This window comes from Nostoc sp., from assembly GCF_036916985.1.
Classification (GTDB): Bacteria; Cyanobacteriota; Cyanobacteriia; order Cyanobacteriales; family Nostocaceae; genus Nostoc.
Genome location: NZ_JBALFD010000062.1, coordinates 98,605 through 119,973 on the forward strand (window position 1 = coordinate 98,605; position 21,369 = coordinate 119,973).

General features: G+C 42.2%; 20 protein-coding genes and 1 tRNA gene. 8 read left to right on the forward strand and 13 right to left on the reverse strand.

The window, feature by feature from the left end:
• Window positions 1-118: 118 nt before the first annotated feature.
• Window positions 119-862, reverse strand: a complete 744-nt coding sequence (locus V7L07_RS20455; protein ID WP_334768660.1) for an amino acid ABC transporter ATP-binding protein — start codon at window positions 860-862, stop codon at window positions 119-121.
• Between the two features lie 284 nt (window positions 863-1,146).
• Here V7L07_RS20455 and V7L07_RS20460 point away from each other — a divergent pair, with 284 nt between their 5' ends.
• Entirely contained in the window at window positions 1,147-1,998 is an 852-nt protein-coding gene (locus V7L07_RS20460; protein ID WP_335060768.1) for an Rpn family recombination-promoting nuclease/putative transposase, read from the forward strand.
• Between the two features lie 270 nt (window positions 1,999-2,268).
• Here the strand turns inward: V7L07_RS20460 and V7L07_RS20465 are convergent, their stop codons facing one another.
• Genes V7L07_RS20465 through V7L07_RS20480 form a run of 4 tightly spaced genes read right to left on the reverse strand, consistent with a single transcriptional unit; the run spans window position 2,269 to window position 5,806 of the window.
• The gene (locus V7L07_RS20465) at window positions 2,269-3,420 is read right to left on the reverse strand and encodes an amino acid ABC transporter permease (protein ID WP_335060769.1); all 1,152 of its coding nucleotides are present in this window, start codon (window positions 3,418-3,420) and stop codon (window positions 2,269-2,271) included.
• A gap of 24 nt (window positions 3,421-3,444) precedes the next feature.
• On the reverse strand, window positions 3,445-3,741 hold the full coding sequence (locus V7L07_RS20470) for a hypothetical protein (RefSeq protein WP_335060770.1): 297 nt from the start codon (window positions 3,739-3,741) through the stop codon (window positions 3,445-3,447).
• A gap of 5 nt (window positions 3,742-3,746) precedes the next feature.
• A complete protein-coding gene (locus V7L07_RS20475; protein ID WP_335060771.1) occupies window positions 3,747-4,673 on the reverse strand; it encodes an amino acid ABC transporter permease in 927 nt (308 codons plus the stop codon).
• A 53-nt stretch (window positions 4,674-4,726) separates the two neighbouring features.
• Window positions 4,727-5,806 (reverse strand): amino acid ABC transporter substrate-binding protein, encoded by a 1,080-nt coding sequence (locus tag V7L07_RS20480; protein WP_335060772.1) that lies wholly within the window; start codon window positions 5,804-5,806, stop codon window positions 4,727-4,729.
• A gap of 643 nt (window positions 5,807-6,449) precedes the next feature.
• On the opposite strand from V7L07_RS20480, the gene V7L07_RS20485 reads away from it, so the two are divergent.
• Window positions 6,450-7,007 (forward strand): hypothetical protein, encoded by a 558-nt coding sequence (locus V7L07_RS20485; protein WP_334778447.1) that lies wholly within the window; start codon window positions 6,450-6,452, stop codon window positions 7,005-7,007.
• 78 nt (window positions 7,008-7,085) lie between these two features.
• Entirely contained in the window at window positions 7,086-7,730 is a 645-nt protein-coding gene (locus V7L07_RS20490; protein ID WP_179066624.1) for a DUF3318 domain-containing protein, read from the forward strand.
• 189 nt (window positions 7,731-7,919) lie between these two features.
• Here the strand turns inward: V7L07_RS20490 and V7L07_RS20495 are convergent, their stop codons facing one another.
• Complete coding sequence (locus V7L07_RS20495) at window positions 7,920-8,717, reverse strand: 7-carboxy-7-deazaguanine synthase QueE (RefSeq protein WP_335060773.1); 798 nt, start codon at window positions 8,715-8,717, stop codon at window positions 7,920-7,922.
• A 372-nt stretch (window positions 8,718-9,089) separates the two neighbouring features.
• Between V7L07_RS20495 and V7L07_RS20500 the strand changes: the two genes are divergently transcribed.
• Window positions 9,090-10,139, forward strand: a complete 1,050-nt coding sequence (locus V7L07_RS20500; RefSeq protein ID WP_335060774.1) for an anti-sigma factor antagonist — start codon at window positions 9,090-9,092, stop codon at window positions 10,137-10,139.
• A gap of 310 nt (window positions 10,140-10,449) precedes the next feature.
• On the opposite strand, the gene V7L07_RS20505 is transcribed toward V7L07_RS20500, so the two are convergent.
• The 7 genes from V7L07_RS20505 to V7L07_RS20535 form a co-directional block, all read right to left on the reverse strand.
• Complete coding sequence (locus V7L07_RS20505) at window positions 10,450-11,907, reverse strand: YcjF family protein (RefSeq protein ID WP_335060775.1); 1,458 nt, start codon at window positions 11,905-11,907, stop codon at window positions 10,450-10,452.
• Window positions 11,908-12,011: 104 nt separating this feature from the next.
• A tRNA-Met gene (locus tag V7L07_RS20510) sits at window positions 12,012-12,088 on the reverse strand.
• A gap of 46 nt (window positions 12,089-12,134) precedes the next feature.
• On the reverse strand, window positions 12,135-13,088 hold the full coding sequence (locus V7L07_RS20515; RefSeq protein WP_335060776.1) for an asparaginase: 954 nt from the start codon (window positions 13,086-13,088) through the stop codon (window positions 12,135-12,137).
• A gap of 95 nt (window positions 13,089-13,183) precedes the next feature.
• Window positions 13,184-13,684, reverse strand: coding sequence for a CGLD27 family protein (locus V7L07_RS20520; RefSeq protein WP_335060777.1), 501 nt, complete (start codon window positions 13,682-13,684; stop codon window positions 13,184-13,186).
• The gene (rsfS, locus tag V7L07_RS20525) at window positions 13,681-14,139 is read right to left on the reverse strand and encodes a ribosome silencing factor (protein WP_335060778.1); all 459 of its coding nucleotides are present in this window, start codon (window positions 14,137-14,139) and stop codon (window positions 13,681-13,683) included. Before rsfS ends, V7L07_RS20520 begins: the two co-directional genes overlap by 4 nt.
• 330 nt (window positions 14,140-14,469) lie before the next feature.
• Window positions 14,470-14,616, reverse strand: coding sequence for a hypothetical protein (locus V7L07_RS20530; RefSeq protein ID WP_335060779.1), 147 nt, complete (start codon window positions 14,614-14,616; stop codon window positions 14,470-14,472).
• A 385-nt stretch (window positions 14,617-15,001) separates the two neighbouring features.
• A complete protein-coding gene (locus V7L07_RS20535) occupies window positions 15,002-16,276 on the reverse strand; it encodes a glycosyltransferase family 4 protein (protein ID WP_335060780.1) in 1,275 nt (424 codons plus the stop codon).
• Window positions 16,277-16,648: 372 nt separating this feature from the next.
• On the opposite strand from V7L07_RS20535, the gene V7L07_RS20540 reads away from it, so the two are divergent.
• From V7L07_RS20540 to V7L07_RS20555, 4 genes are all read left to right on the forward strand, one after another.
• Window positions 16,649-17,824 (forward strand): DNA cytosine methyltransferase, encoded by a 1,176-nt coding sequence (locus tag V7L07_RS20540; RefSeq protein WP_335060781.1) that lies wholly within the window; start codon window positions 16,649-16,651, stop codon window positions 17,822-17,824.
• A gap of 170 nt (window positions 17,825-17,994) precedes the next feature.
• Window positions 17,995-18,675: a deoxyribose-phosphate aldolase gene (gene deoC, locus V7L07_RS20545; RefSeq protein ID WP_335060782.1), complete on the forward strand. Its 681-nt coding sequence runs from the start codon at window positions 17,995-17,997 to the stop codon at window positions 18,673-18,675.
• 117 nt (window positions 18,676-18,792) lie between these two features.
• Window positions 18,793-19,725, forward strand: coding sequence for a DNA repair protein RecO (gene recO / locus V7L07_RS20550; protein WP_335060783.1), 933 nt, complete (start codon window positions 18,793-18,795; stop codon window positions 19,723-19,725).
• Window positions 19,712-21,364: an MFS transporter gene (locus tag V7L07_RS20555; RefSeq protein WP_335060864.1), complete on the forward strand. Its 1,653-nt coding sequence runs from the start codon at window positions 19,712-19,714 to the stop codon at window positions 21,362-21,364. Before recO ends, V7L07_RS20555 begins: the two co-directional genes overlap by 14 nt.
• Window positions 21,365-21,369: the final 5 nt, after the last annotated feature.

A 21,369-nucleotide genomic window follows, 5' to 3' on the forward strand; every position in this document is an offset into this window, starting at 1 on the left:
GCGCGTTGCGGGGGTTCCCACGCCACTTGCTTTATGCCGGGGAACCCGTCCACCGCAGTGGCTCCCCGTTGTAGCGACTGCCGTCGCGCAAAGTTGAACGCAAAGTAGCGCAGAGGTTTTAGAGAATTTGTGACAAAAATTTGCGTGTTCTTTCTTCTTTGGGGTTGTTGAAAAATGCGTCAGGCGTGGCTGACTCGACGAGGAAACCGCTATCCATGAGAATAACTCGGTCGGCGACTTCACGAGCAAACCCAACTTCGTGGGTGACAACTACCATTGTCATTCCATCACGGGCTAGACCTCGCATTACATCCAAAACTTCTCGTACCATTTCTGGATCTAAGGCTGAGGTGGGTTCGTCAAACAGCATAATTTTGGGTTGCATAGCTAAAGCACGTGCGATCGCCACCCGTTGCTGTTGTCCACCAGATAACTGTCCTGGATATTTTTGCGCCTGTTCTAAAATTCCTACTCTTTCTAAGAGTTGCATTGCCAATTCTTCGGCCTTTGCCTTTGGCGATCGCCGTACCCAAATTGGTGCTAAAGAGATATTTTGCAGTACTGTCAGATGAGGAAATAAATTAAATTGCTGAAATACCATTCCCACCTCTTTGCGAATGGTTTCAATATTTCGCAAGTCATGACTGAGAGTGATGCCGTCGATTTCAATTCTTCCCTGTTGGTATTCTTCTAAAGCATTAAATGTGCGGATAAAGGTAGATTTACCTGAACCAGATGGCCCCATCAGCACTACAACTTCTCCACGATTGACTGTCAAGCTCACACCCTGAAGAGCATGGAATTTTCCATACCACTTGTGAACATCTTCAGCAATAATTATTGACGCTTGTTTTGTTGTCACAGATTTACACCTCCGAATTTTTTAGTAAATTAGCGATGTCTCGCTACAAGCTGATGAAATAACTATCAAATAATTGCTGATTTTAGAGATTAATAAAAACTTCTTGATAGACTAATCTCTAATCAATAATAACTCTAATTAATCAGATTTTACAGTGCGATACCTATTTAATATTTTCCTAGTGAACAATATCACACATTACAAAAACACTCATAAATAAAATTTGAGTTACAAGTACTATGAAGATATCTTATGAGTTCAAATAAATTTTTTGCAGCCCATAGATGCGCCGAGACTCAATTTTCTACAAACTCTTTCAACAATCCCCAAGCTTATTATTTGAATTGTTGACAAATCCCCCAGCCAATGCTGATAATTATCGCTTTGATTCCGTAGCTGTCAAGGAACCCAAATTTGAAATTGATGGTGTGTTTCTTCCACCTGATACTGCTGATGGCGGGGTTGTATATTTCAGCGAAGTTCAATTTCAAAAGGATGAAATGCTTTACGAAAGGCTATTTGCCGAGTCGTTATTGTATTTCTATCGCAACCGGATGAGATACAGTGATTGGCAAGCGGTGGTAATCTACCCATCCCGCAGTATTGAACAAAGTAATAGCTATCCCTACCGCGCATTCCTTAATAGCGAACAATTGTATCGCGTTTACTTGGACGAGTTAGGAGATATTCGCCAATTACCTTTGGGTTTAGCACTGATGGTACTGACTACGATAGAAGAAAATGCAGCACCAGAAGAAGCTAGGTATTTGCTAACCAGAACATATCAAGAAGTGCCCCAAGTATCAAGTCGCGCCATAATAGAATTGATAACGACCATAATGGTGTACAAATTTGAACAATTAAGCCGAGCCGAGGTGGAAATCATGTTAGGCATAACATTACAGCAAACGAGAGTTTATCGAGAAATTAAAGAAGAAGGACGACAGGAAGGAGAACAGGAAGCAACTATTAAATTGATTTTTCGACTCTTAACTAAGCGTCTTGGACAAGAACTGTCTGAGCAAATGCAAGCAACGATTTCTCATTTACCCTTAACAGTACTTGAGAATCTAAGTGTTGCTCTGTTGGATTTTAGCAGCTTGGCGGATTTACAAGCTTGGTTAGATGCACAATAAATTACACAACTGACCAAATAAGGCAAAATTTAAAGATTAAAAGGAGTCAGAATACTAGAAACATTCTAAATTCTGGCTCTTAATTTTCTCTTAGATAATTTAATGTGAGTTCGATGAACCTCTGCCTCCCAACCTCCCTCTCCGAAACGGAAAGGGAGGAGCAAGAAAAATTCCGCTTTTTGCTCCCCTCTCCGTGTCTGAGAGGGGCTGGGGGAGAGGTCAAATAAGACTTGTCGAACTCACGTTAATTTATTTTTTAAAATCTCTTAACTACTGACTTAACTGTTTTTCTAATCGCCGAGAAGCTAACGACATGGAGTAACAAAATACCCAGTAAATAAATCCAATAAATAGATAAACTTCTGCATAGCGTCCGAGAAACTGTGGTTGTGCCAATATTGAACGGGCAATACCTGTAAGTTCCACCAATCCTACTAAAGATAAGAGTGAAGTGTCTTTAAATAAGCCAATAAATTGACCAACGATCGCAGGTATAACACTACGTAAGGCTTGAGGTAGGACAATTAATATCACTACCAAAGGTGTATTTAAACCTAGTGCTTTCGCAGCTTCAATTTGCCCGCGAGGAATTGATTGGAGTCCACCACGCACGTTTTCTGCCATATATGCGGCACTAAATAGTACTAGTCCAGCTATTGCTCGTAATACCCGATCTAAACGCACATCTGCTGATAAAAATAAGGGAAGCATTACCTGAGCTAAGAACAAAATTCCAATCAGTGGTACTCCCCTAATAATTTCAATATATAGGATAGAAAACCAACGGACTACAGGCAAATTGCTTGTGCGCCCTAAAGCGAGTAAAACCCCAATGGGAAAGGAAAGTACAATACTCACTGCTGCCATTAGTAGGGTAAGTAGCAAACCGTTCCATAAATTTGTAGGTACAGGCTGCAATCCAAATCCACCGCCAATTAGCCATAAAATTATCGGGAAAGACAATAACCATAATAGGGAAAGCCAAGGACTTAGTACCTTAGTAAACTTTCCTCCAACCCAAAAACCTACAAATACCAAAACTGCAATTAACAATAACCAAAGGCGGGATGTAAAATCTAGTGGTAAAACAACTAACAAAATGCCAATGATGAAAGCAAACAAAGCAATTCCCCGCTTTGTTAACTGTTGTCTACTAAAGAATACACCGCCAGTTATAGCGCCTAAAATCGAAGCGATCGCTAGCACAATCCAAGTTCGCCAATATAGCGTTTGCGGAAATCTGCCAACTAGAAATAAACGTAAATTAACCTGAATTATCGCCCATTGTGCTTGAGTAGTTGCCCAAGTTAGAATTCCTCGTACTACCCAAAACAGAAACACTAAACAGACAACAGTTAATAAGCTGTTGTACCAAGTACTAAACAGGTTTTTACGCAGCCAAGTTAATTTGTTATTAGTCATTGGTCATTGGTCATTAGTCATTGGTCATTGGTCATATTTCAACCTTAAAGGTGCAACTTCCGAGTTCAAAGGTGCAACTTCCGAGTTCAAAGGCTCAACTTCCGAGTTCAAAGGTGCAACTTCCGAGTTCAAAGGCTCAACTTCCGAGTTCAAAGGTGCAACTTCCGAGTTCAAAGGTGCAACTTCCGAGTTCAAAGGCTCAACTTCCGAGTTCAAAGGCTCAACTTCCGAGTTCAGAGGCTCAACTTCCGAGTTCAGAGGTGCAACTTCCGAGTTCAAAGGCTCAACTTTTGAGTTAAATTGCTGATTTATGCCCCTCATCACCCTTATCTCTCTTTAATTTGCACGCTGCGATTGAATAAATTCATCACTACCGAGATAGTCAAACTCAGAGTGAGATAGGTGAGCATAATCAGTAATATCACTTCTACGGCTTTCCCTGTTTGGTTAAAAGTGGTAGAGGCGACAAAATAAATATCGGGGAAGCCGATCGCGATCGCTAAACTGGTATTTTTGGTCAAATTCAGATATTGACTCGTTAACGGTGGAATGATTACCCGCAAAGCTTGGGGAAAAATTACCAACCGCATTACTAACCCTGGTTTTAATCCTAGCGATCGCGCTGCTTCCCATTGTCCCTTCGGTACTGATTGAATCCCACCTCGCACAATTTCTGCAATAAACGCACCTGTGTAGAAAGTTAATCCCAACAGCAACGTTGAAAACTCTGGTGATAGGGTAAACCAAGGAAATTCTAAGCCATTTTGACTAACGCCAATAAAACCCCAAAGGGATATCTTATTTTCTGTTTTGGGAAAACTGATAAAAACAGCAAAGTACCAAAACAGCAATTGCAGCAGTAAAGGCGTATTGCGGAAAACCTCTACATAAACCATCGTGATATTCCGCACCAGCCAGTTGTCAGAAAGTCGGGCAATCCCAGCACTTATCCCAACAATGGTGGTCAGAAAAATTCCTGCGATCGCCACCCGCAAGGAGTTAATTAGCCCCACCCACAAAGCACGACTGTAGGTGTCAGTGGGTTTGTAGCTAATCAGCGTCTCGCCAATATCAAAAGATGCTTGTTGCTTAAGAAAATCAAATCCAAACGGAATACCCAATTGCCGCAAATTGCGCTTGAGATTACCCCACAGTATTACTACTGCAACTACTGCTAAAAATACAGCAACTAATTGCAAAGCAATCCTCCAAAAACGCACATCACGCCATATAGACGGTTTTAAATTAGTCATTAGTCATTAGTCATTTATTATTTCTCCCCCTGCCTCCCCTGCCCCCTGCCCTTCTACCGGAACGGTGGAGAATAAAGCAGTCCGCCTTTGCTCCAGAGTTGATTTTGACCGCGAGCTAGATTGAGTTTTGTCTTGGGGCCGAGGTTGCGATCGTAAATTTCGGCGTAGTTACCAACATGCTTAATTATTCTGGCTGCGAAGTCGTTAGTTAAGCCGAGTCCTTCGCCAAGATTACCTTCGGTTCCTAAAAAGCGCTTAATATCTGGATCGGTACTTGTAGCGAACTGACCTATATTCTGGGAAGTAATGCCCAATTCTTCAGCTTTTACTAGAGAATAAACCACCCACTTAACAGCATCACTCCATTTAGCATCCCCTTTAGCAACTGCTGGGGCAAGGGGTTCTGAAGAGATCACTTCATTGAGAATCACGTTATCTTCTGGTTTCGGTAAAATTGTGCCCCGCGAAACTAATGCTGAACGATCAGCCGTAATCCCGTCGCAACGACCTTCGGTATAAGTAGCAAAGGTAACGTTAACGTCTTCAAAGACAACGGGTTTGTAAGTGATGCCCCTTTTCCGCATTTGGTCTGCTAAGTTCTGTTCGGTAGTAGTTCCAGTTTGAACGCAGATGGCTTTATTCTTGAGGTCTGCCAGGGACTTAATGTTACTACTTTTGCGAACCATGATGGCTTGTCCGTCGTAAAAGACCACAGGTGCAAATTCTAGACCTACTGTGGTTCCGCGACTAAGTGTCCAGGTAGTATTGCGGCTGAGAATGTCTACTTCTCCAGTTTGCAAAGCTGTAAACCGCTCTTTGGAATTGAGATTGCGAAATTCTACTGCATCTGGCTTATCAAACAAAGCTGCGGCGATCGCTCGACAAACATCGACATCGATGCCACTGTATTTACCATCGGTTCCCACAAAGCTAAACCCTGGCACTTCACCACTGACACCGCAAGTTAACTGACCACGGCTTTTAATGCTATCCCAACGATTTCGAGTTACTGGTGCAGCTGGAGTACTGCCTGGAGTGCCGGGTGTACTTGCTGTTTTTCCTGAATCTCCATCACAAGCTGCGATCGCAAAAACTAAAGGTGCGATCGCAAAAACTAAAGCTGATTTAGGCATGAACTTCATAAATTACTAGATCAAAGAATTGTATTGCTCACTACAATCATTTAGTGAAAACAATTTGTTGCTTGTAATATAAAACTGTACCAGCCTATGTGCTATGTTTATTCACTTTTAAAAGCGGCAATTAAAGTTTTTACTTATATATTCAAAAGCCTCAAATACTATGGGTAAATTATGTCAACTTGGCTTCAGTTTTCAAGTTTGATTAAAAATCCTGCTATCATGCTTGCTCGAACAATACACTTATTAAACCTAGAAGACAATATTAAAACTTAAGTGAGTTAGTGCTATATCCTTCACTGGCTAAGATTTGAAAAATAGTGATTATTGCTTCTTTAAGAAGAAGCTAATAAGCAACAATCCTTAAAAAAATATCATTCACAACGCCGAACGATCATCTATTTTTCTTATCTTTCAATGCCCAACAGCCAGGGATTGGGGACTAGTGACTAGTGACTGGGATATTTTTGCTAATACCCAAATCCCCAGTACCCAATCCCCAGTACCCAATCCCCAGTACCCAATCCCCTTGCACACTTCTATGCAATCAGAAGTATCCACACCAACCCAAACAACTACCCCTAGCAGGTTAAACTAGACCTGGTGACAACTGCTCCACGTTCCTTATGAGGCTTTTATGGGAGCTAACCTCGAACAGATTGCCAACTATTTAGACAACCTTGGTTGGGACTACCGTTTTGATGATGAAGAAGACCGAATTATAACAGGTGTCGAGGCTGATAACCTAGAAGATTTCCTAATAGTTGTCCAGTTGGATGAAGAGGGAAAATTTTTTCGGGTATTTGCCCCTCAAGTTCTGGCAGGAATCCAAGACCATCCTCACAAGGGAGTTATCCTACAGACGATGCTTGCCATTTCTTGGGAAACCAAAATGTTGCAATGGGAATATGACCCATCTGATGGTGAAATCCGTGCCATTATTGAGTTTCCTCTAGAAGACTCGATTCTTACAGAAAAGCAATTTCATCGTTGTCTGAGTGGGTTAATTCAAATTGTGGATGGCATAGCGATACCTCGCCTGAAAGAAGTGATGGCAACAGGTCTTGATCCGGGGAATATAGAACTTGGGGAAAGACTGTTACTCAGTATCCAAGAAGAAGCCCCAGGATTATTAGATTTACTAGAAAAAGCAATGGAAGCGCGAAAAAAGCGAGGAAGTTTTCCTAGTGAGTGAGACGGATCATCACTTAAATAGCTATACTCCAAAGTGATACCCTCACTATATACATGAAATTTTCTGGGGCTGGATATTATGACATCCTACGCAACCTCCTCTGCCAAAGCGGAAATGAGTGAACTACGGCGGTTGAAAGGCTTATTACCGCCAGAATTGCAAAGCTGGGTTACGGTTGAAGGCACAACTGAAGTCAATCCACCCCTGGTTCGCTGCGAAGAAATTGGTAAAGACCAGGTAGAAATTCAAATTGACTTGGTAAAATGGGATGCCCTCGCAATGGATCAGCGTAATCTGCTGTTCTGGCATGAAGTTGCTCGCGTTCAAAATGACACAATTCCCAAAGATGGTTGGGAAATGGCAGCACTAGCCATCGGTTTAGGTGGTGCTGTAGGCGAATTGTGGGTACAAGATGGATTGCTGCTGGTGTTAGCTTTGTCGCTTTGTGGTGTGTCAGGCTGGCGACTGTACCAAAAGAATAATGGGGAAAAGCAACTAAGAGAATTGCTCAATGCTGATGAGAAAGCGATCGCATTGGCAACTCGTTTTGGTTATAGCCTCCCCAATGCCTACAAGAGTCTTGGTAGCGCCTTAAAAACCCTGATTGACAATACTCCTAGTAAGCGCCAACGGTCAAGATACGAAGCAAGACTCTCTGCCCTCAAACGCAGTGCTAATAAGGCAAAAGCTAAATCTAAAACTCCAGATGAGGACTCACTGTAAAAACAAATCAACCTGAGTTCGATGAACCTCTTCCCTACCTGTTAAAGTCTATCCCTCTCCGAATCGGAGAGGGACGGTTTTACGCAGTAAAAGCAGGGAGAGGTCTTTTGATTGAGCTAATTAGATTGCCTGTAACAGCCTCACCAAATCTTACTTTTTTCTTGACTACATCTTTATCAAAATCAAATTTTACAACTGGTTCAGCATTTTATGCGTCTGGGGGATCACACGCACATGTTTGATAAACCCCTTCATCAAAGCTTGCCAGGTCAAAACTTGATCGCTGGAAGGCGCAAGCATAGGGATTGGTGAAAATTGTTCTGACACTGCCAAAGGCGTAACAGGTTGTAAAAATACTGAGATATCTGGACTAACCTCTGCCACCAACGAAGCTGAACGTTCCAACTCGGCGGGATCTGTGTTTTGAGACACAATTATCTTGACAAAAACATTTAAATATGAGTCATAACATAACTGGAGAGATTTACTATGTTCTTGCCAATGACTTTCGCCGCTAACACTGGGCAATTTGAAATCCATACCTACGGAGTCTAAGTAGGGGAGAATCATTGCTAGTTGTTCTGGGCGATGTCCGCCAGTTTCTAAATATATAGGTAGGCCAGTTATGGCTCGCACTTGGGGTAGAAACTGCGTTAAAAATGGGGCATGAAGAAGGGGTTCGCCTCCAGTTAAGCTAATGCTATCGTGTAGACAAGGAAGATTTTGCTGTTCCACCCATTCGAGTAATATGGGTAATGGGACAGGGTTAGAGTGGATTTCAAAGTCGCGCAATCCAGGCGATCGCTCTATCCGACAAGTATCAGGTGCATTCCAAGTGTGGGCGCTATCACAAAACTGACAACGCAAATCACACAAAGCAAAACGAATAAATATTTGACGTGTCCCTACATTCAGTCCTTCCCCTTGAATGGCAGAAAAGACCTCAATCAGGCGTGCGGTAGGTGTAACCGTATTTTTAGCAATCATAAAATGAGAGCAACGCGATCGCGCTGCGTCGGCACAACGGCAAGGATGTTTTTTGGCTTCTTGTTCTATTGTGAATCGTCGCTAACGATCTCCAATTTCAGCCCCGGTAAATAGCAATTAGTCCTGATTACTACTGATTCCGATATTTAGGTTAGATAATTTTGTAGGACAAAATAATGTTTGGCAGATTACATTATACTTGACACTCCCTGCTCTAAAGAGACAGAGATTCTTAAGAGATTTTCACCCTTAACGGCGCTGCCAAAGCGCTCCTACCCAGTCCGATATAGCGGCAAGGCGGTTCAAACCGCTTGTTTGTTTTTCCGCTCCGCTCTAAACAGACGGAGTTCCCAAACGTATCAGTTATTTCTTATGGCAACGAAAGTGCAGAGCTTCATGACTAGCCAACCGACAGAGGTCGATTTTCCAGTTAATTCCCTAAACGACACCGCTATAGTGCAGGTGCCAACGCGGTTAAGCGTGCTGGAGGCTTTAGGCTTTAAGCAAACCTGCCAAGGCTTAATCCAGACCAATTCACATCCTAAGCAAATCATCATTGACTTTCACCAAACTACTTTTATGGATAGTAGTGGTTTAGGTGCCCTGGTCAGTAATTTTAAATCCGCTCAAGCGAAAGAGATTACATTAACACTGCGGAATGTAACACCCCAGGTAATGGCAGTCCTGAAACTCACGGGATTGGATCAAGTTTTTCCCCTTGAATCTGTGGCTGATGGGTCGCTAAGAGAACCAGAAGACTTAGTAGATAATCGGAAGACAACTCCCCGAAAAGTAGAGCCGTTACCCGCTACTCACCCTTCTGTGGCATCTTGGATGAAACGGTTCTTAGATATTATCGGGTCAATAGTCGGTTTATTAATTACAGGAGTTTTGTTTATTCCCATTGCGATCGCTATTCAAATTAACGATCCTGGGCCCATTTTCTTTAGTCAAACACGTTGTGGTTGGATGGGGAAGCGGTTTGAGATTTGGAAATTCCGCTCCATGTGTGTGGATGCAGAAGCGAAGAAATCCCAAGTTAAAAACCAAGTACAAGGTGCTTTTTTCAAGAATGAGAATGACCCCAGAATTACCAAGGTAGGGCGCTTTTTACGGCGTACTAGTCTTGATGAACTACCGCAATTTTTGAACGTCCTCAAAGGAGAAATGAGTTTAGTAGGCACTCGACCACCTACACCCGATGAAGTGGAACGCTATGAAGTACCGGAGTGGCAACGTTTAGATGTGAAACCCGGTATGACTGGCGAATGGCAAGTAAACGGGCGTTCTACAGTCCGTAGTTTTGAAGATGTAATTCGTTTGGATTTGCAGTATCAAAAAAATTGGAGTTTGGTGTACGATTTAAAGCTAATTTTCAAAACTATAGGTATTCTATTTAATAGAAACAGTGGTGCTGTTTAGCTAATTACCCTTATTCACAATTTTTTGGTAATTTCCAAGTCTCACTATATTCTTAAATACACCCAAGCCTAAAATAGGCTTGGGTAAATTTTAGGTTCATTTACGCCAAGTGTCAGCCAATTTCGGATTTTAGATTTTAGATTGCAATACAGTTCAGTTAAGCATTTCTTTTTTTGTTTGTGTTCTTCTCTAACGAGACGCTGTGAGTCTACGTTCAAAAAATTGACTTTGACAAAAATTTTAAATTTTGGATTTTGAATCATTCAATCCAAAATCCAAAATCCAAAATTTTGTAATCCTTTATATGAGATTATCCCGCAGCCTTCTGAACACCAACTACTTCAACCTGCTGTGTTTCTGGCAACAAACGCTTCACACCTTGCTTAACAAATCCCTGCAAAAAACCAATCTGCTGATTTTGCTGAAACACCTTTTGCAAGGTTTGCCGCAAATTCTCCAAATTCAAACCAGTCCCAGAATCGATCGCTATTTCCTGCTGTTGGAAATATTCAACTAGACTTAACCCTGCGACTCTAGTTAGATAAGCTGCACTGACTCCCTGAACTACGCCACCAGCAACAAAGGTAAGGGCATTACTTTTCAGAACAGTACTAATCGCCTTTGTCGAAAGTTCAACTAAACCCAATTTCAGCATCAAACTTCCCATTGTTCCAGCTACAGTTTGCGCTTGTTCTAGGGAAAACTTCTGCTGATAGATGTTACCCAAATCCATTACCATTTGAGCATTAATTGCCGCAGTCGCCAAAATATCAAGGGCTGGTACTGGGTTAGCAAAGGCAGCAGCAGCAGCTATCCATTGATATTGTTCAATAATTGGGGTGGTGCGATCGCGTCTGGTTCCATTCAGCCAGTTTTTCGCCTCAGCTTTCAACAACCCGGCTTTCCTCATAGTAGTTAGCCAAACCAACCGTTGTCCTTGCTGTACCAAAACTTCATCCAACTGCTGAGTTAACTGCTGGATATCTGCTGCTGGTTGTTCCATCCACTCTTGCACAGCACCATCAGCCTCATGCTTTCGGACTTTGATGGCAATAGGAGAGGCCGCAGTTGCAACTACATTCCCCTGCATTCGCTGTTTTAATGACAGCAAGATGCTGGCGCTTTCATCGGCTAAATACTGGTCTTGTTTGTTGAAAACCAGGATTGTGGGCTGATTTGCTGCCTTTAGCTGCTGTAAGGTTTGAAATTCTGAGTCTGTCAAATCACCGTTTGTCAGGAACAGAACAAAATCAGATTTTGCTACTTCTGTCAAAATAGCTGCATCGGAGTTTTCACCCACTTCTCTAAATAAAGGTGCTGTCTCTTGTAAAGACACGAAATTTCGTGTCTCGACATTTTGCTTTAGCACTTGAATTAAAGTGCTTTTACCCACGGATTTCCCGCCAGTCACAGCCACTTTAATTTCTTGTCTGTCTAATTCCAACAATAGTTGGTTAACTTGTTCTCGCAGTGTTTGTAACGCCGGATGGTTTTCTGATTCTTGTGCCAGTTGGTTAATTACAGTTTCAGTTTTAGTGATCGCACTTTCCACAGTCGCCCGACCCACGAGCATACCATTTAGCTGCTCTAAACTGTCTTTCGAGCGATTTTGTTGGAATAACCACAAACCACCGCCTACAGCTAAAGCACTCAACAAACCAAACTCACCCACCTGCACTATCGAATCGTGCCAACTGTCCAACATCCACAAAGAAAAGGACAATCCCAATCCTCCCACTAAAATTGGTCGCTGCAACTTCACAACCATGATTCTCCGCGCCTTTTAGATGGCTATTTCTTCCAGAATAGATCAAAAATAAAACAAAACCCTGCAATCTTTACTGATCGTAGGGTTTTGTTTTATATTTTATTTGGTGGCGGGAAGTGGATTTGAACCACTGACCTTCGGGTTATGAGCCCGACGAGCTACCAGGCTGCTCTATCCCGCGTTGCTCTCGACTTATTTATAGTAACCTATAGTCAAGAGTTTGGCAACTACAAAAATGATAATTCTCCAATTACTTCTAAACGCTTGTATTTTCCTAAGGTGACAAACTTCTCTGAGAGGCTTTCGGCGGCGCTGGGACTAATCCAACCCATTTGCTGGAGTAAGTGAATCGCCACGGCGTATTTTGCTCGTTTCGCCCCATCCATGACTTTGATTGCCAAGCCCAAGCCCTCACCGAGTCTACCAATGCACTGCACTCCTTCGGAACCAGTTTTACTGACTAGTTCCCCTGGAGTTAAGCGCATCAGTTCCGTATCAAATTCTCCATCTCCTGCTACCATAGCCGGGTGATGAGTCATCGCTCGGACGATGCGCTCCATATCTAAGTTGGTACTAGAGGCTAGCAGTGCATATAAAGATGCCATGTGACCGAGTTGCATCAGATAAGTTGGTACGCCACAGTCATCATGAGCGCTGATAAATTCTGCTGCTGGCATTCGCAGCAACTCTGCTACTTTGCCCAAAATTAACTGCTGTATTGGGTGCTTGCGATCCAAGTAGTTATTCAAGGGCCAATGGCGTTGCTGACAAACGGCCAACATTCCTGCATGTTTTCCAGAGCAATTGTATTCTAAAGCACTCCGCTTACCTTCAGGAATTGGACACTGGAGTATAGTTGGGTCAAGATCGGCCCGCCAAAGGATGTTAAATACCTGTCGGACTTGATCTATTCTTCCTTTATGGGAACTTGTGATAATTGCTAAGTCGCGATCGCTGAGTTGATAGCGTTCCAGTGTCCCTGTGGTGGTGACAGCGAGTGCCTGAAATGGTTTGAGGGCTGAACGGATAAATGCAGCAGTTTCAGAATTTCCAGCAACGGTGAGAACCCGTCCTCGTTCGTCGCAGACAACAGCTTGGACTATATGCCTGGATTCAATAATACCTTCTCGCAGCAACCGGACTTCCAGTGCTGCGGCCTGAGTTCGTTTTCCCATTGTCATGGGTTTATATTTATCACCTTTTTTAATTAATTAGTCATTAGTCATTAGTCATTAGTCCTTAGCTAATGACTAATGACTAATGACTAACAACTCTTTTAAAACAAATGCCAACCTATAGTACCAATAACGTACATTCCCGCCAAGCCAGCAAAGGTAAATTGTAACCGTCGCAGAATGGGTTTGATTTCGTATGCAACAATTAAGCGATCGCGGTTGAGAACTTCCTCTGGTTTAGTCCAAGTTTGGCCGTCGTACCAGCCTGACTCTTCATAAAATACTGTAGGACTGCAAAGGCGATCGCACACGTAGAACCAACCTAAGTACAACCTTACCAGTATTAGTACTAACCCGACACTCGCCCCGGCTGCACCACAGAGAATAAAATGTGCAATATACTTGTGAGGGGGAAAACTTGCCGCAGCTATGGGCCCTGCGAATAACCAAGATAAACCCCAAATCCAAAAGAGTTTCGTGATATACTCGCGCCAATCTAAAGTAGTATCACGAAACAGCCAGGAAGTTTTTAACTCTTCGTATTCATTGAGCGGTTGTTGGTCTGTAGGAACTGGGCAATTAGAAACCGAAGACCTAATCATGTTGGCTTACCTTCACCCTCGTCTGATTCTGGAAGGGAAATACGTTCTGCATGAATCCAGAACGCTTCTAAATTATAAAACTCCCGTTCCTTGGGCATCATAATGTGAACGATCACATCACCGTAATCTTGTAGTACCCAACTCCCCTCGACTTTTCCTTCTGTCCTTAAAGGACGGCGTTGCAACTCAGTTTCAACTTTTCCTTCAATTGCTTGAGCGATCGCTCTGACTTGTACCCTAGAATAGCCAGTCATCATCACAAAGTAATCCGCTAGGTAAGATACCTCTGCTACTTTGAGCAATATAATCTCACCTGCTTTGCGGTCTGATGCCGCTTCTGCGATCGTTGCAGCTAATTTTCTGCTTGCCTCTTCGGTTTGGCCGTGGCTTATTACCGCACTCTTCGTCAGTGGGACAGATTGCAATGGGAAATTTCCTTGGAAATAATCAGTCATTAAACCTCAGGTGCTTTCTTCCTTTTGAAACAATTGTTTACATTTACTTACAAACAACAAACAATTGATCTGACAAACAAATGTGTCAATAGGTTTTTTTGAATACTAACAAAAAAACAGGTGTCTATGGGGCTAGTACCGCAAGGCGGAATTTAAAATTCAAAATTCAAAATTCAAAATTAATACAGTGTAAGCGTTTCATTGATTTTGAATGGTGAGGCAGTCCTGTCTTTTCCCAAAGGGAGAGGCTGACGCCAACGCGGAGCGTCTAGAAGGGGGTTCCCCCCATGAGGAAATGCCGTTAGCGAGCCTGTGAGCGTCAGTGGTGGTTTATTTACGCCGTGTTGTACTAGTTTGATAATTGGCTGTTTGGATTTCGACATCCGCAACTGCTGATTGCTGATGGTTATTGTGCAGCGATAAATCAACCAATAGCTTTCCAGCAATAATTGACAGCGAAAATAATCGCAGATTCATCAAACAGCATAATATGTGATGTAAGGCTAGTAATTCGCAGGTAACGCTAAATCTAGGCTTTAGACTTAGACTGCCTGCTAAAAACTACGAGCCAACACAGCATACTCATAACTGAATCTACCAAAAGTACGAGTAGTACACAGAAAACTTAGTATTAAAAAATACTAAAAATTCTCCATATATAGATAAAGATAACAAATTGGTTTACTCACGGATTGAATAAAGTGAAGCCGTGGGATTTTTAGTTTAACAATACACCTAAAAACCTGCTTATCTATTACTATATGTTTCCTAATAAAATTAGCTACCCTCAAAATCTCCTGTCACCTAGATTTGAGGGCATAATTGCAATTTCTACAGATGCAATGTAAATTTGCTGCAAAGCTTAAACTTCTTGTTTCGTAACTATGCCTGTAGACTGAATTGCTCGACGATTTGCCATCAATGAGTAACATAAGGACTCATACTGATTTAAAGCCTGCTCAAAAGAATATTGCTCAACGGCATATTGGCGACTTTTGTAACCTAGAGTTTTGACTTTTTCGGGGTTTTGGTACAAATCTAAAATTGCGCTCGCTAAAGCTTGCGGATCTTCTGGAGGTACAATAACTCCGCCGCCACTTTGCCTGATGGCTCTTGCTGCCGTACCATTGTCAGGGACAGAGGCAACTAAGGCCCCTCCACTGGCAAGTAACACTTGAATTTTTGATGGCATATTGAAGGATACAACATTTTTCTTTTGCACCACCAAGCCAACATCGGCAGCTGCTAACATTTGTGGCAAATCTTTGCGGGGTTGAAATGGCAGTAACAAAACATTATCTGCGCCGCAGTCGAGACATTCCTGTTGCAATCGCTGTAGACCTTTGGCCTCCCCAACGATGACAAAGACAATATCTGGGATATGGCGCAATACAGAAGCAGCTTTGACGACGCTTTCTAAACCTTGGGTGAGGGCAATGTTGCCAGAATAAAGTACTATAAATTTGCCATTCAAATTATGGGCTGTGCGGAAAGGGTTATCTTCTTTAGGCAAAGGGCGAATAAAATTTACATCAACCCAGTTGGGGATTTGCACAATTTTGTCAGCTTCTACACCCTTAGATCGTAAATTGTCTACAAACCCATCGGCGATGACACTAATTTTACTAGCACTGCGGTAGGCAAATTTTTCTAATAATGCAAACAACTGGATGAGTAATTTATTTTTAAGTAGACCGACGTGGACGGCTGCTTCTGGTAATATATCTTGTAGATTTAAGATCACAGGACAAGCACGTAACCATCCTAAAAGAGCAACTGGTACACAGCTTGGTAAGGATGGTGATGTTGAGAGGATCACATCTGGACGCCAACCGATGAGGGCAGGTACAAAACTAGTGACAACGAAACTAGCATCTAATAACACCCTATCTAATAGGTTGGGTTGTGGGCGAATCCAAACGTAACTGCGTTGAATTTGAACGCCATTTTTGTATTCGTTGACATACCACTTGCCCCGATACTCTTGGTAAATTTGACGTTCGGGGTAGTTAGGCATAGCAGTTACTACGCGCACTTCATGTCCACGCTTCACTAGTCCCTCTGCTAATTCAGTCATCAGTGGGGCAATACCAATTGGTTCTGGATAGTAGTTGTAGGAGTAAATTAAAATCCGCATAAAAAATTAGTCCGAAGTACCCCGGTTTTTCTTTAATGACAAATATTTGTCCGAAACATTATTTGGAGCTTGTTAACTCCTATATTTAATTGTGACTTCAGACTCTTTTTCTGTCAGGGATTTTCCTTAAAGATTGAGTAAACTTCGATATGAGATACTTAGAGGAAGTGTGAATTTTTTTTACTATTTAAGCAGTATTCAAATTTTTCATTTTTGATTGGTACTTACGTATAAACCCTAAGTATATTAGGGTTTGCCAACCCTTAAGACCAAATTGAGATAGTTAGTATTAATTTCCCTGGAAGGAAGGATATAAGCAATTTTATGAATATTTGATATTAATTAATACTGTTTTATCATGCGAGTCATTCAATGAGCGATCGCCCTTGTATTTTCTCTTTTTTTGCTGGATCGGGTTTCCTCGATATAGGTTTTGAAACCAACGGTTTTAATATTGTCTATGTCAATGAAATCTTCGCCCCATTCATCGCCGCCTATCGCCATTCACGAGAAGTGCTGAAAATGCGATCGCCTGAATATGGATATCATCACGGTGAAGCAGCAGATGTAACAAATCTTATTACCGGAAAAGCAGCACAACACCTTCAAGAATTAGTCAAAGACTGCCGCAAATCTCATAATATAATTGGTTTCATCGGCGGTCCTCCCTGTCCTGATTTTTCTATTGGTGGAAAAAATAGAGGACGTTTAGGAGATAATGGCAAGCTTTCCGCTTCTTACATTGAATTAATTTGCCGCAATCTTCCTGATTTCTTTTTATTTGAGAATGTTAAGGGTTTATGGAAAACGGCAAAACACCGTTTATTTTTTGAATCGCTCAAGCAACAATTACAAGCAGCAGGTTATATATTAACAGAGCGGTTAATTAATGCTATTGAATACGGCGTACCCCAGAATAGAGACAGAATTATCCTAATTGGCTTCAAAAATAGTTTTCTTCAGGAAATGAAAATCGCATTTGATAAAAAATTACTTTCTGAAGAAACTTTCCCTTGGAATAATTCTATTTTATATCCTCAAGAAAATGTTTTCGCTTACCCTTGGCGTAAGTGTGAACCATTCAAAGAAAATTCTCTAACACCTTGTCCTGATGGCATACCTGAAGAACTGACAGTTGAATACTGGTTTAGAAAAAATAACGTTCTTAATCACCCCAATGCTGAACACTATTTTCAACCAAGGGCAGGTATTACAAAATTTGCTGCTGTTCAAGAAGGAGATAATTCTAGGAAGTCTTTCAAACGTCTGCATAGATGGCGTTATTCTCCAACAGCTTGCTATGGAAATAATGAAGTACATTTACATCCTTACAAAGTCCGGCGGATTTCTGTAGCGGAAGCTTTAGCTATCCAATCTTTGCCTGCAAACTTTATACTTCCAGAGAATATGTCGCTCACAAATATGTTTAAAACTATTGGTAATGGTGTTCCATATTTGGCATCAAAGGCATTAGCTCAAACTATGATTAACTTCTTAGAAAATAGTGTAAAAAATACTATTGACATTCATAACATTACTACCACTTAACGTCAACTTAAATACTTACAGTAATTCTGGGATATCTGTAAAGCTGATATTCAAGACAATTCAGCAGCTTGTTTTCAGGATAAACTCGTAATAAATGTGGTTTAATATATATATAAGAAATGTTTTAATTTTTTATAAAGATTAATAATCAATCACTGGCAGAAGACACGATGGCAGCAGACTATCCAGACATTGATATTGCGCCATTTATCGATCACTCCCTGTTAACGCCAACGGCTACTCCAGAGCAGGTTGAGCAATGGTGTGAAGAAGCATATAGATTCAACTTTGCGGCGGTTTGTCTGTTCCCCGCGAATGTCAAGCAAGCAGTTGAACTCCTCCACGGTAAAAACCCGAAAGTTTGTACGGTGATCGGTTTTCCTTCTGGTGCAACGACTTCAGCAGTGAAACTGTATGAAGCTCAAGAAGCGGCTGATAGTGGGGCCACTGAGTTGGATGTAGTAATGAATTTGGGCTGGTTGAAAGCTGGCAAAACTGAAGAAGTCCACCGAGAGATTGCCGAAATTTGCGAAGAGACTGGGCAAACGGTTAAGGTAATTTTGGAAACCAACCTGTTGACGGATGCGGAGAAAAAAATAGCTGCTGAAATAGCTATGGAGGCGGGAGCGGCATTCTTAAAAACTAGTACTGGTTGGAATGGTGGTGCAACAGTGGCAGATGTACGACTTTTGAAGGAATTGGCCAAAGAAAGGGTGGGAATTAAAGCTTCAGGTGGTATTCACACAATCAATCAAGCCCTAGACTTAATCGTAGCTGGTGCTACTAGATTAGGCACATCTCGCGGTATGGATTTGCTCCGTCAGCGCGATAACCTGGGAAAGGGTGAATAGTCATTTGTCCTTTGTCATTTGTCCTACCCTGCGGGAAGCCGCAGAAGCGTCTATGTTATTTGTCCTAATCTAATGATCCTTGACCAATGACTACTAATGACTAGTGACTAATGACTAATGAGTAGAACCTACAAAGCAACTGGTATTAATCTTAAAACCCAGGCGCTAGGAGAATCGGATAAAATAGTGACGATTTTGACACGGGAATTTGGTCTAATTCGAGCTGTGGCTCCAGGGGCACGTAAGCACAACTCCAGCCTGGGCGGTAGGAGTGGAATGTTTGTTGTGAATGAACTATTGATTGCCAAAGGGCGATCGCTTGATAAAATTACTCAAGCACAGACTTTAAAAACTTATCCTGGTTTAGCTAAAGATTTGGGAAAACTGGCCGCCAGTCAATATTTAGCAGAAATAGTTCTGTGTGAAGCTTTGAGCGAACAACCCCAAGAAGAACTTTATGATTTGTTCAATGAACATCTTCATCGCTTGGAGATGGTGTCTAGTGCAAATCCATCTGGTGTTTTAGCTCATCTGGCTCATGGTGTATTTCATCTTTTAGCCTTAGCAGGACTAACGCCACAAGTGCAAATCTGTTGCCTATCTCAGCACCCCCTCAAGCCAGACTTTACAAACCCCAACTGGCAGGTAGGATTTAGTATCCCTGCGGGTGGAACGGTTTCCTTAGAAGCTAGGGAACGTTTACGAAAAGAAGGGCAGAGGGAGATTAATAACCAATACTCCATGCCCAATGCCCCTTACCCCTTATCCCCAGAGGGGGCCCCACCATCCCCAATGCCCAATACCCAAACAGTTGTTGTGCATCGGCAAGAAATACCTGTGATTTCTAGTCGTTTGGGTGCTATGGAACTAGCTTTGCTTCAACATTTATCACAACCAGAGATAAGGCAAATTGATGGTGCTAGAGATTATCACTGGTTATCTGTTGAGCAGACTTTGCGCCAGTATGCTCAGTATCAATTAGGTCGCCCTATTCGCTCTGCTACGTTAATCGACTCTTATTTTGCTGCCAACCATGATGCAACCGTCTGATTTGGATAAAAAAATCCTGCCTTTGTCACCAAGCCTCGTAAAAAAACAGAATAGGGTATCAGATCCGACAGTCAGAAATCACTTGAGTGCTGTTTCTAAGTGTACACCTAGTCAAATAAATGGCCAAGAAATGTCCCCAAAAGACGTTTCTAAAAACGATCAAAGTTGGACAGAGGAGATCCCAAAAACTGATGTTCCAAGTCAATCAGAAACACAATCTGAGGACAAATTAACCACTGCTGAAGTAGATAATAACGGCGCTCGCAATGGGCATAATTTGCCAGTAGCCGCGATCGCAGAAAAAGAACCACCGCAATTAGATGGATCTGGTTCAGGTGGAGAAGCTATTGCAGGGAATGTAAAACAGCAGGGATTTTTACCTGTATTAAAAAACCCTAATTTTCTCGCTCTTTGGGGCGGTCAAGTTTTTTCCCAATTGGCAGATAAAGTTTATTTGGTGCTGATGATTGCCTTAATTAATACTCAGTTTCAAGCAAGCAATCAGAGTATTAGTGGTTGGGTGTCAGTCTTGATGATGGCTTTTACGATTCCAGCTGTATTGTTTGGTTCCGTTGCTGGCGTGTTTGTCGATCGCTGGTCGAAAAAAGCTGTACTCGTGGCAACGAATATTTGGCGCGGCATCCTAGTTTTGTCAATTCCCTTCCTGCTGTGGTTGACTCATGATTGGAAACCCATAGGAGTAATGCCAGTGGGTTTTGTAATCATTCTGGGCGTGACTTTTTTAGTTTCGACTTTGACGCAGTTTTTTGCCCCGGCAGAACAGGCGGCAATTCCTTTAGTAGTAGAAGAACAGCATTTACTCTCGGCAAATTCGCTTTACACAACAACGATGATGGCATCGGTGATTATTGGGTTTGCCGTTGGAGAACCCTTATTAGCGATCGCAGATGGACTTTGGCTGCAAATTGGTGGTAGTGGTAGTTTGGGCAAAGAACTTTTAGTAGGTGGCAGTTATGCGATCGCGGGACTAATTTTGTTCCTCTTGGCAACTAAGGAAAAACACCACCACCCTGATACAGAATTCCCTCACGTATTCTCTGACTTGCGGGACGGTTTTGCGTACCTCAAAGCCAATCATCGTGTCCGCAATGCTTTGCTTCAGCTGATTATCTTGTTTTCTGTCTTTGCAGCATTAACAGTTCTAGCCGTTCGGATGGCAGAAATAATTCCCAATATGAAAGCCTCCCAGTTCGGCTTTTTACTAGCAGCTGGCGGGGTTGGCATTGCAGCGGGAGCAACAATTCTCGGTCAATTTGGTCAACGCTTCTCCTACACCCAGCTAAGTCTGTACGGTTGTATGGGTATGGCAGCATCCTTAATTGGTCTATCAATATTTACAACTCAACTGTGGCTAGTCTTGTTACTGGTGACGCTATTAGGTATCTTTGGGGCGCTAGTGGGAATTCCCATGCAAACTGCAATCCAAACAGAAACACCTCCAGAAATGCGCGGTAAAGTTTTTGGCTTGCAGAACAATGTAATTAATATTGCCCTCTCCTTACCTTTAGCATTAGCTGGTGTCGCAGAAACCTTTCTGGGATTACAGGTAGTTTTTTTGGGATTAGCTGCGATCGTCTTTTCAGGAGGTATATTAACCTGGTATAACTCACACAAGTAGTTATC

Excerpts from the sequence above, each read along its gene's own strand:
- V7L07_RS20460 (WP_335060768.1), top strand. The coding sequence starts at position 1,147 with ATGCGCCGAGACTCAATTTTCTACAAACTCTTTCAACAATCCCCAAGC.
- V7L07_RS20465 (WP_335060769.1), bottom strand. The coding sequence starts at position 3,420 with ATGACTAATAACAAATTAACTTGGCTGCGTAAAAACCTGTTTAGTACT.
- V7L07_RS20470 (WP_335060770.1), bottom strand. The coding sequence starts at position 3,741 with ATGAGGGGCATAAATCAGCAATTTAACTCAAAAGTTGAGCCTTTGAAC.
- V7L07_RS20475 (WP_335060771.1), bottom strand. The coding sequence starts at position 4,673 with ATGACTAATTTAAAACCGTCTATATGGCGTGATGTGCGTTTTTGGAGG.
- V7L07_RS20480 (WP_335060772.1), bottom strand. The coding sequence starts at position 5,806 with ATGCCTAAATCAGCTTTAGTTTTTGCGATCGCACCTTTAGTTTTTGCG.
- V7L07_RS20485 (WP_334778447.1), top strand. The coding sequence starts at position 6,450 with ATGGGAGCTAACCTCGAACAGATTGCCAACTATTTAGACAACCTTGGT.
- V7L07_RS20490 (WP_179066624.1), top strand. The coding sequence starts at position 7,086 with ATGACATCCTACGCAACCTCCTCTGCCAAAGCGGAAATGAGTGAACTA.
- V7L07_RS20495 (WP_335060773.1), bottom strand. The coding sequence starts at position 8,717 with ATGATTGCTAAAAATACGGTTACACCTACCGCACGCCTGATTGAGGTC.
- V7L07_RS20500 (WP_335060774.1), top strand. The coding sequence starts at position 9,090 with ATGGCAACGAAAGTGCAGAGCTTCATGACTAGCCAACCGACAGAGGTC.
- V7L07_RS20505 (WP_335060775.1), bottom strand. The coding sequence starts at position 11,907 with ATGGTTGTGAAGTTGCAGCGACCAATTTTAGTGGGAGGATTGGGATTG.
- V7L07_RS20515 (WP_335060776.1), bottom strand. The coding sequence starts at position 13,088 with ATGACAATGGGAAAACGAACTCAGGCCGCAGCACTGGAAGTCCGGTTG.
- V7L07_RS20520 (WP_335060777.1), bottom strand. The coding sequence starts at position 13,684 with ATGATTAGGTCTTCGGTTTCTAATTGCCCAGTTCCTACAGACCAACAA.
- rsfS (WP_335060778.1), bottom strand. The coding sequence starts at position 14,139 with ATGACTGATTATTTCCAAGGAAATTTCCCATTGCAATCTGTCCCACTG.
- V7L07_RS20530 (WP_335060779.1), bottom strand. The coding sequence starts at position 14,616 with ATGAATCTGCGATTATTTTCGCTGTCAATTATTGCTGGAAAGCTATTG.
- V7L07_RS20535 (WP_335060780.1), bottom strand. The coding sequence starts at position 16,276 with ATGCGGATTTTAATTTACTCCTACAACTACTATCCAGAACCAATTGGT.
- V7L07_RS20540 (WP_335060781.1), top strand. The coding sequence starts at position 16,649 with ATGAGCGATCGCCCTTGTATTTTCTCTTTTTTTGCTGGATCGGGTTTC.
- deoC (WP_335060782.1), top strand. The coding sequence starts at position 17,995 with ATGGCAGCAGACTATCCAGACATTGATATTGCGCCATTTATCGATCAC.
- recO (WP_335060783.1), top strand. The coding sequence starts at position 18,793 with ATGAGTAGAACCTACAAAGCAACTGGTATTAATCTTAAAACCCAGGCG.
- V7L07_RS20555 (WP_335060864.1), top strand. The coding sequence starts at position 19,712 with ATGCAACCGTCTGATTTGGATAAAAAAATCCTGCCTTTGTCACCAAGC.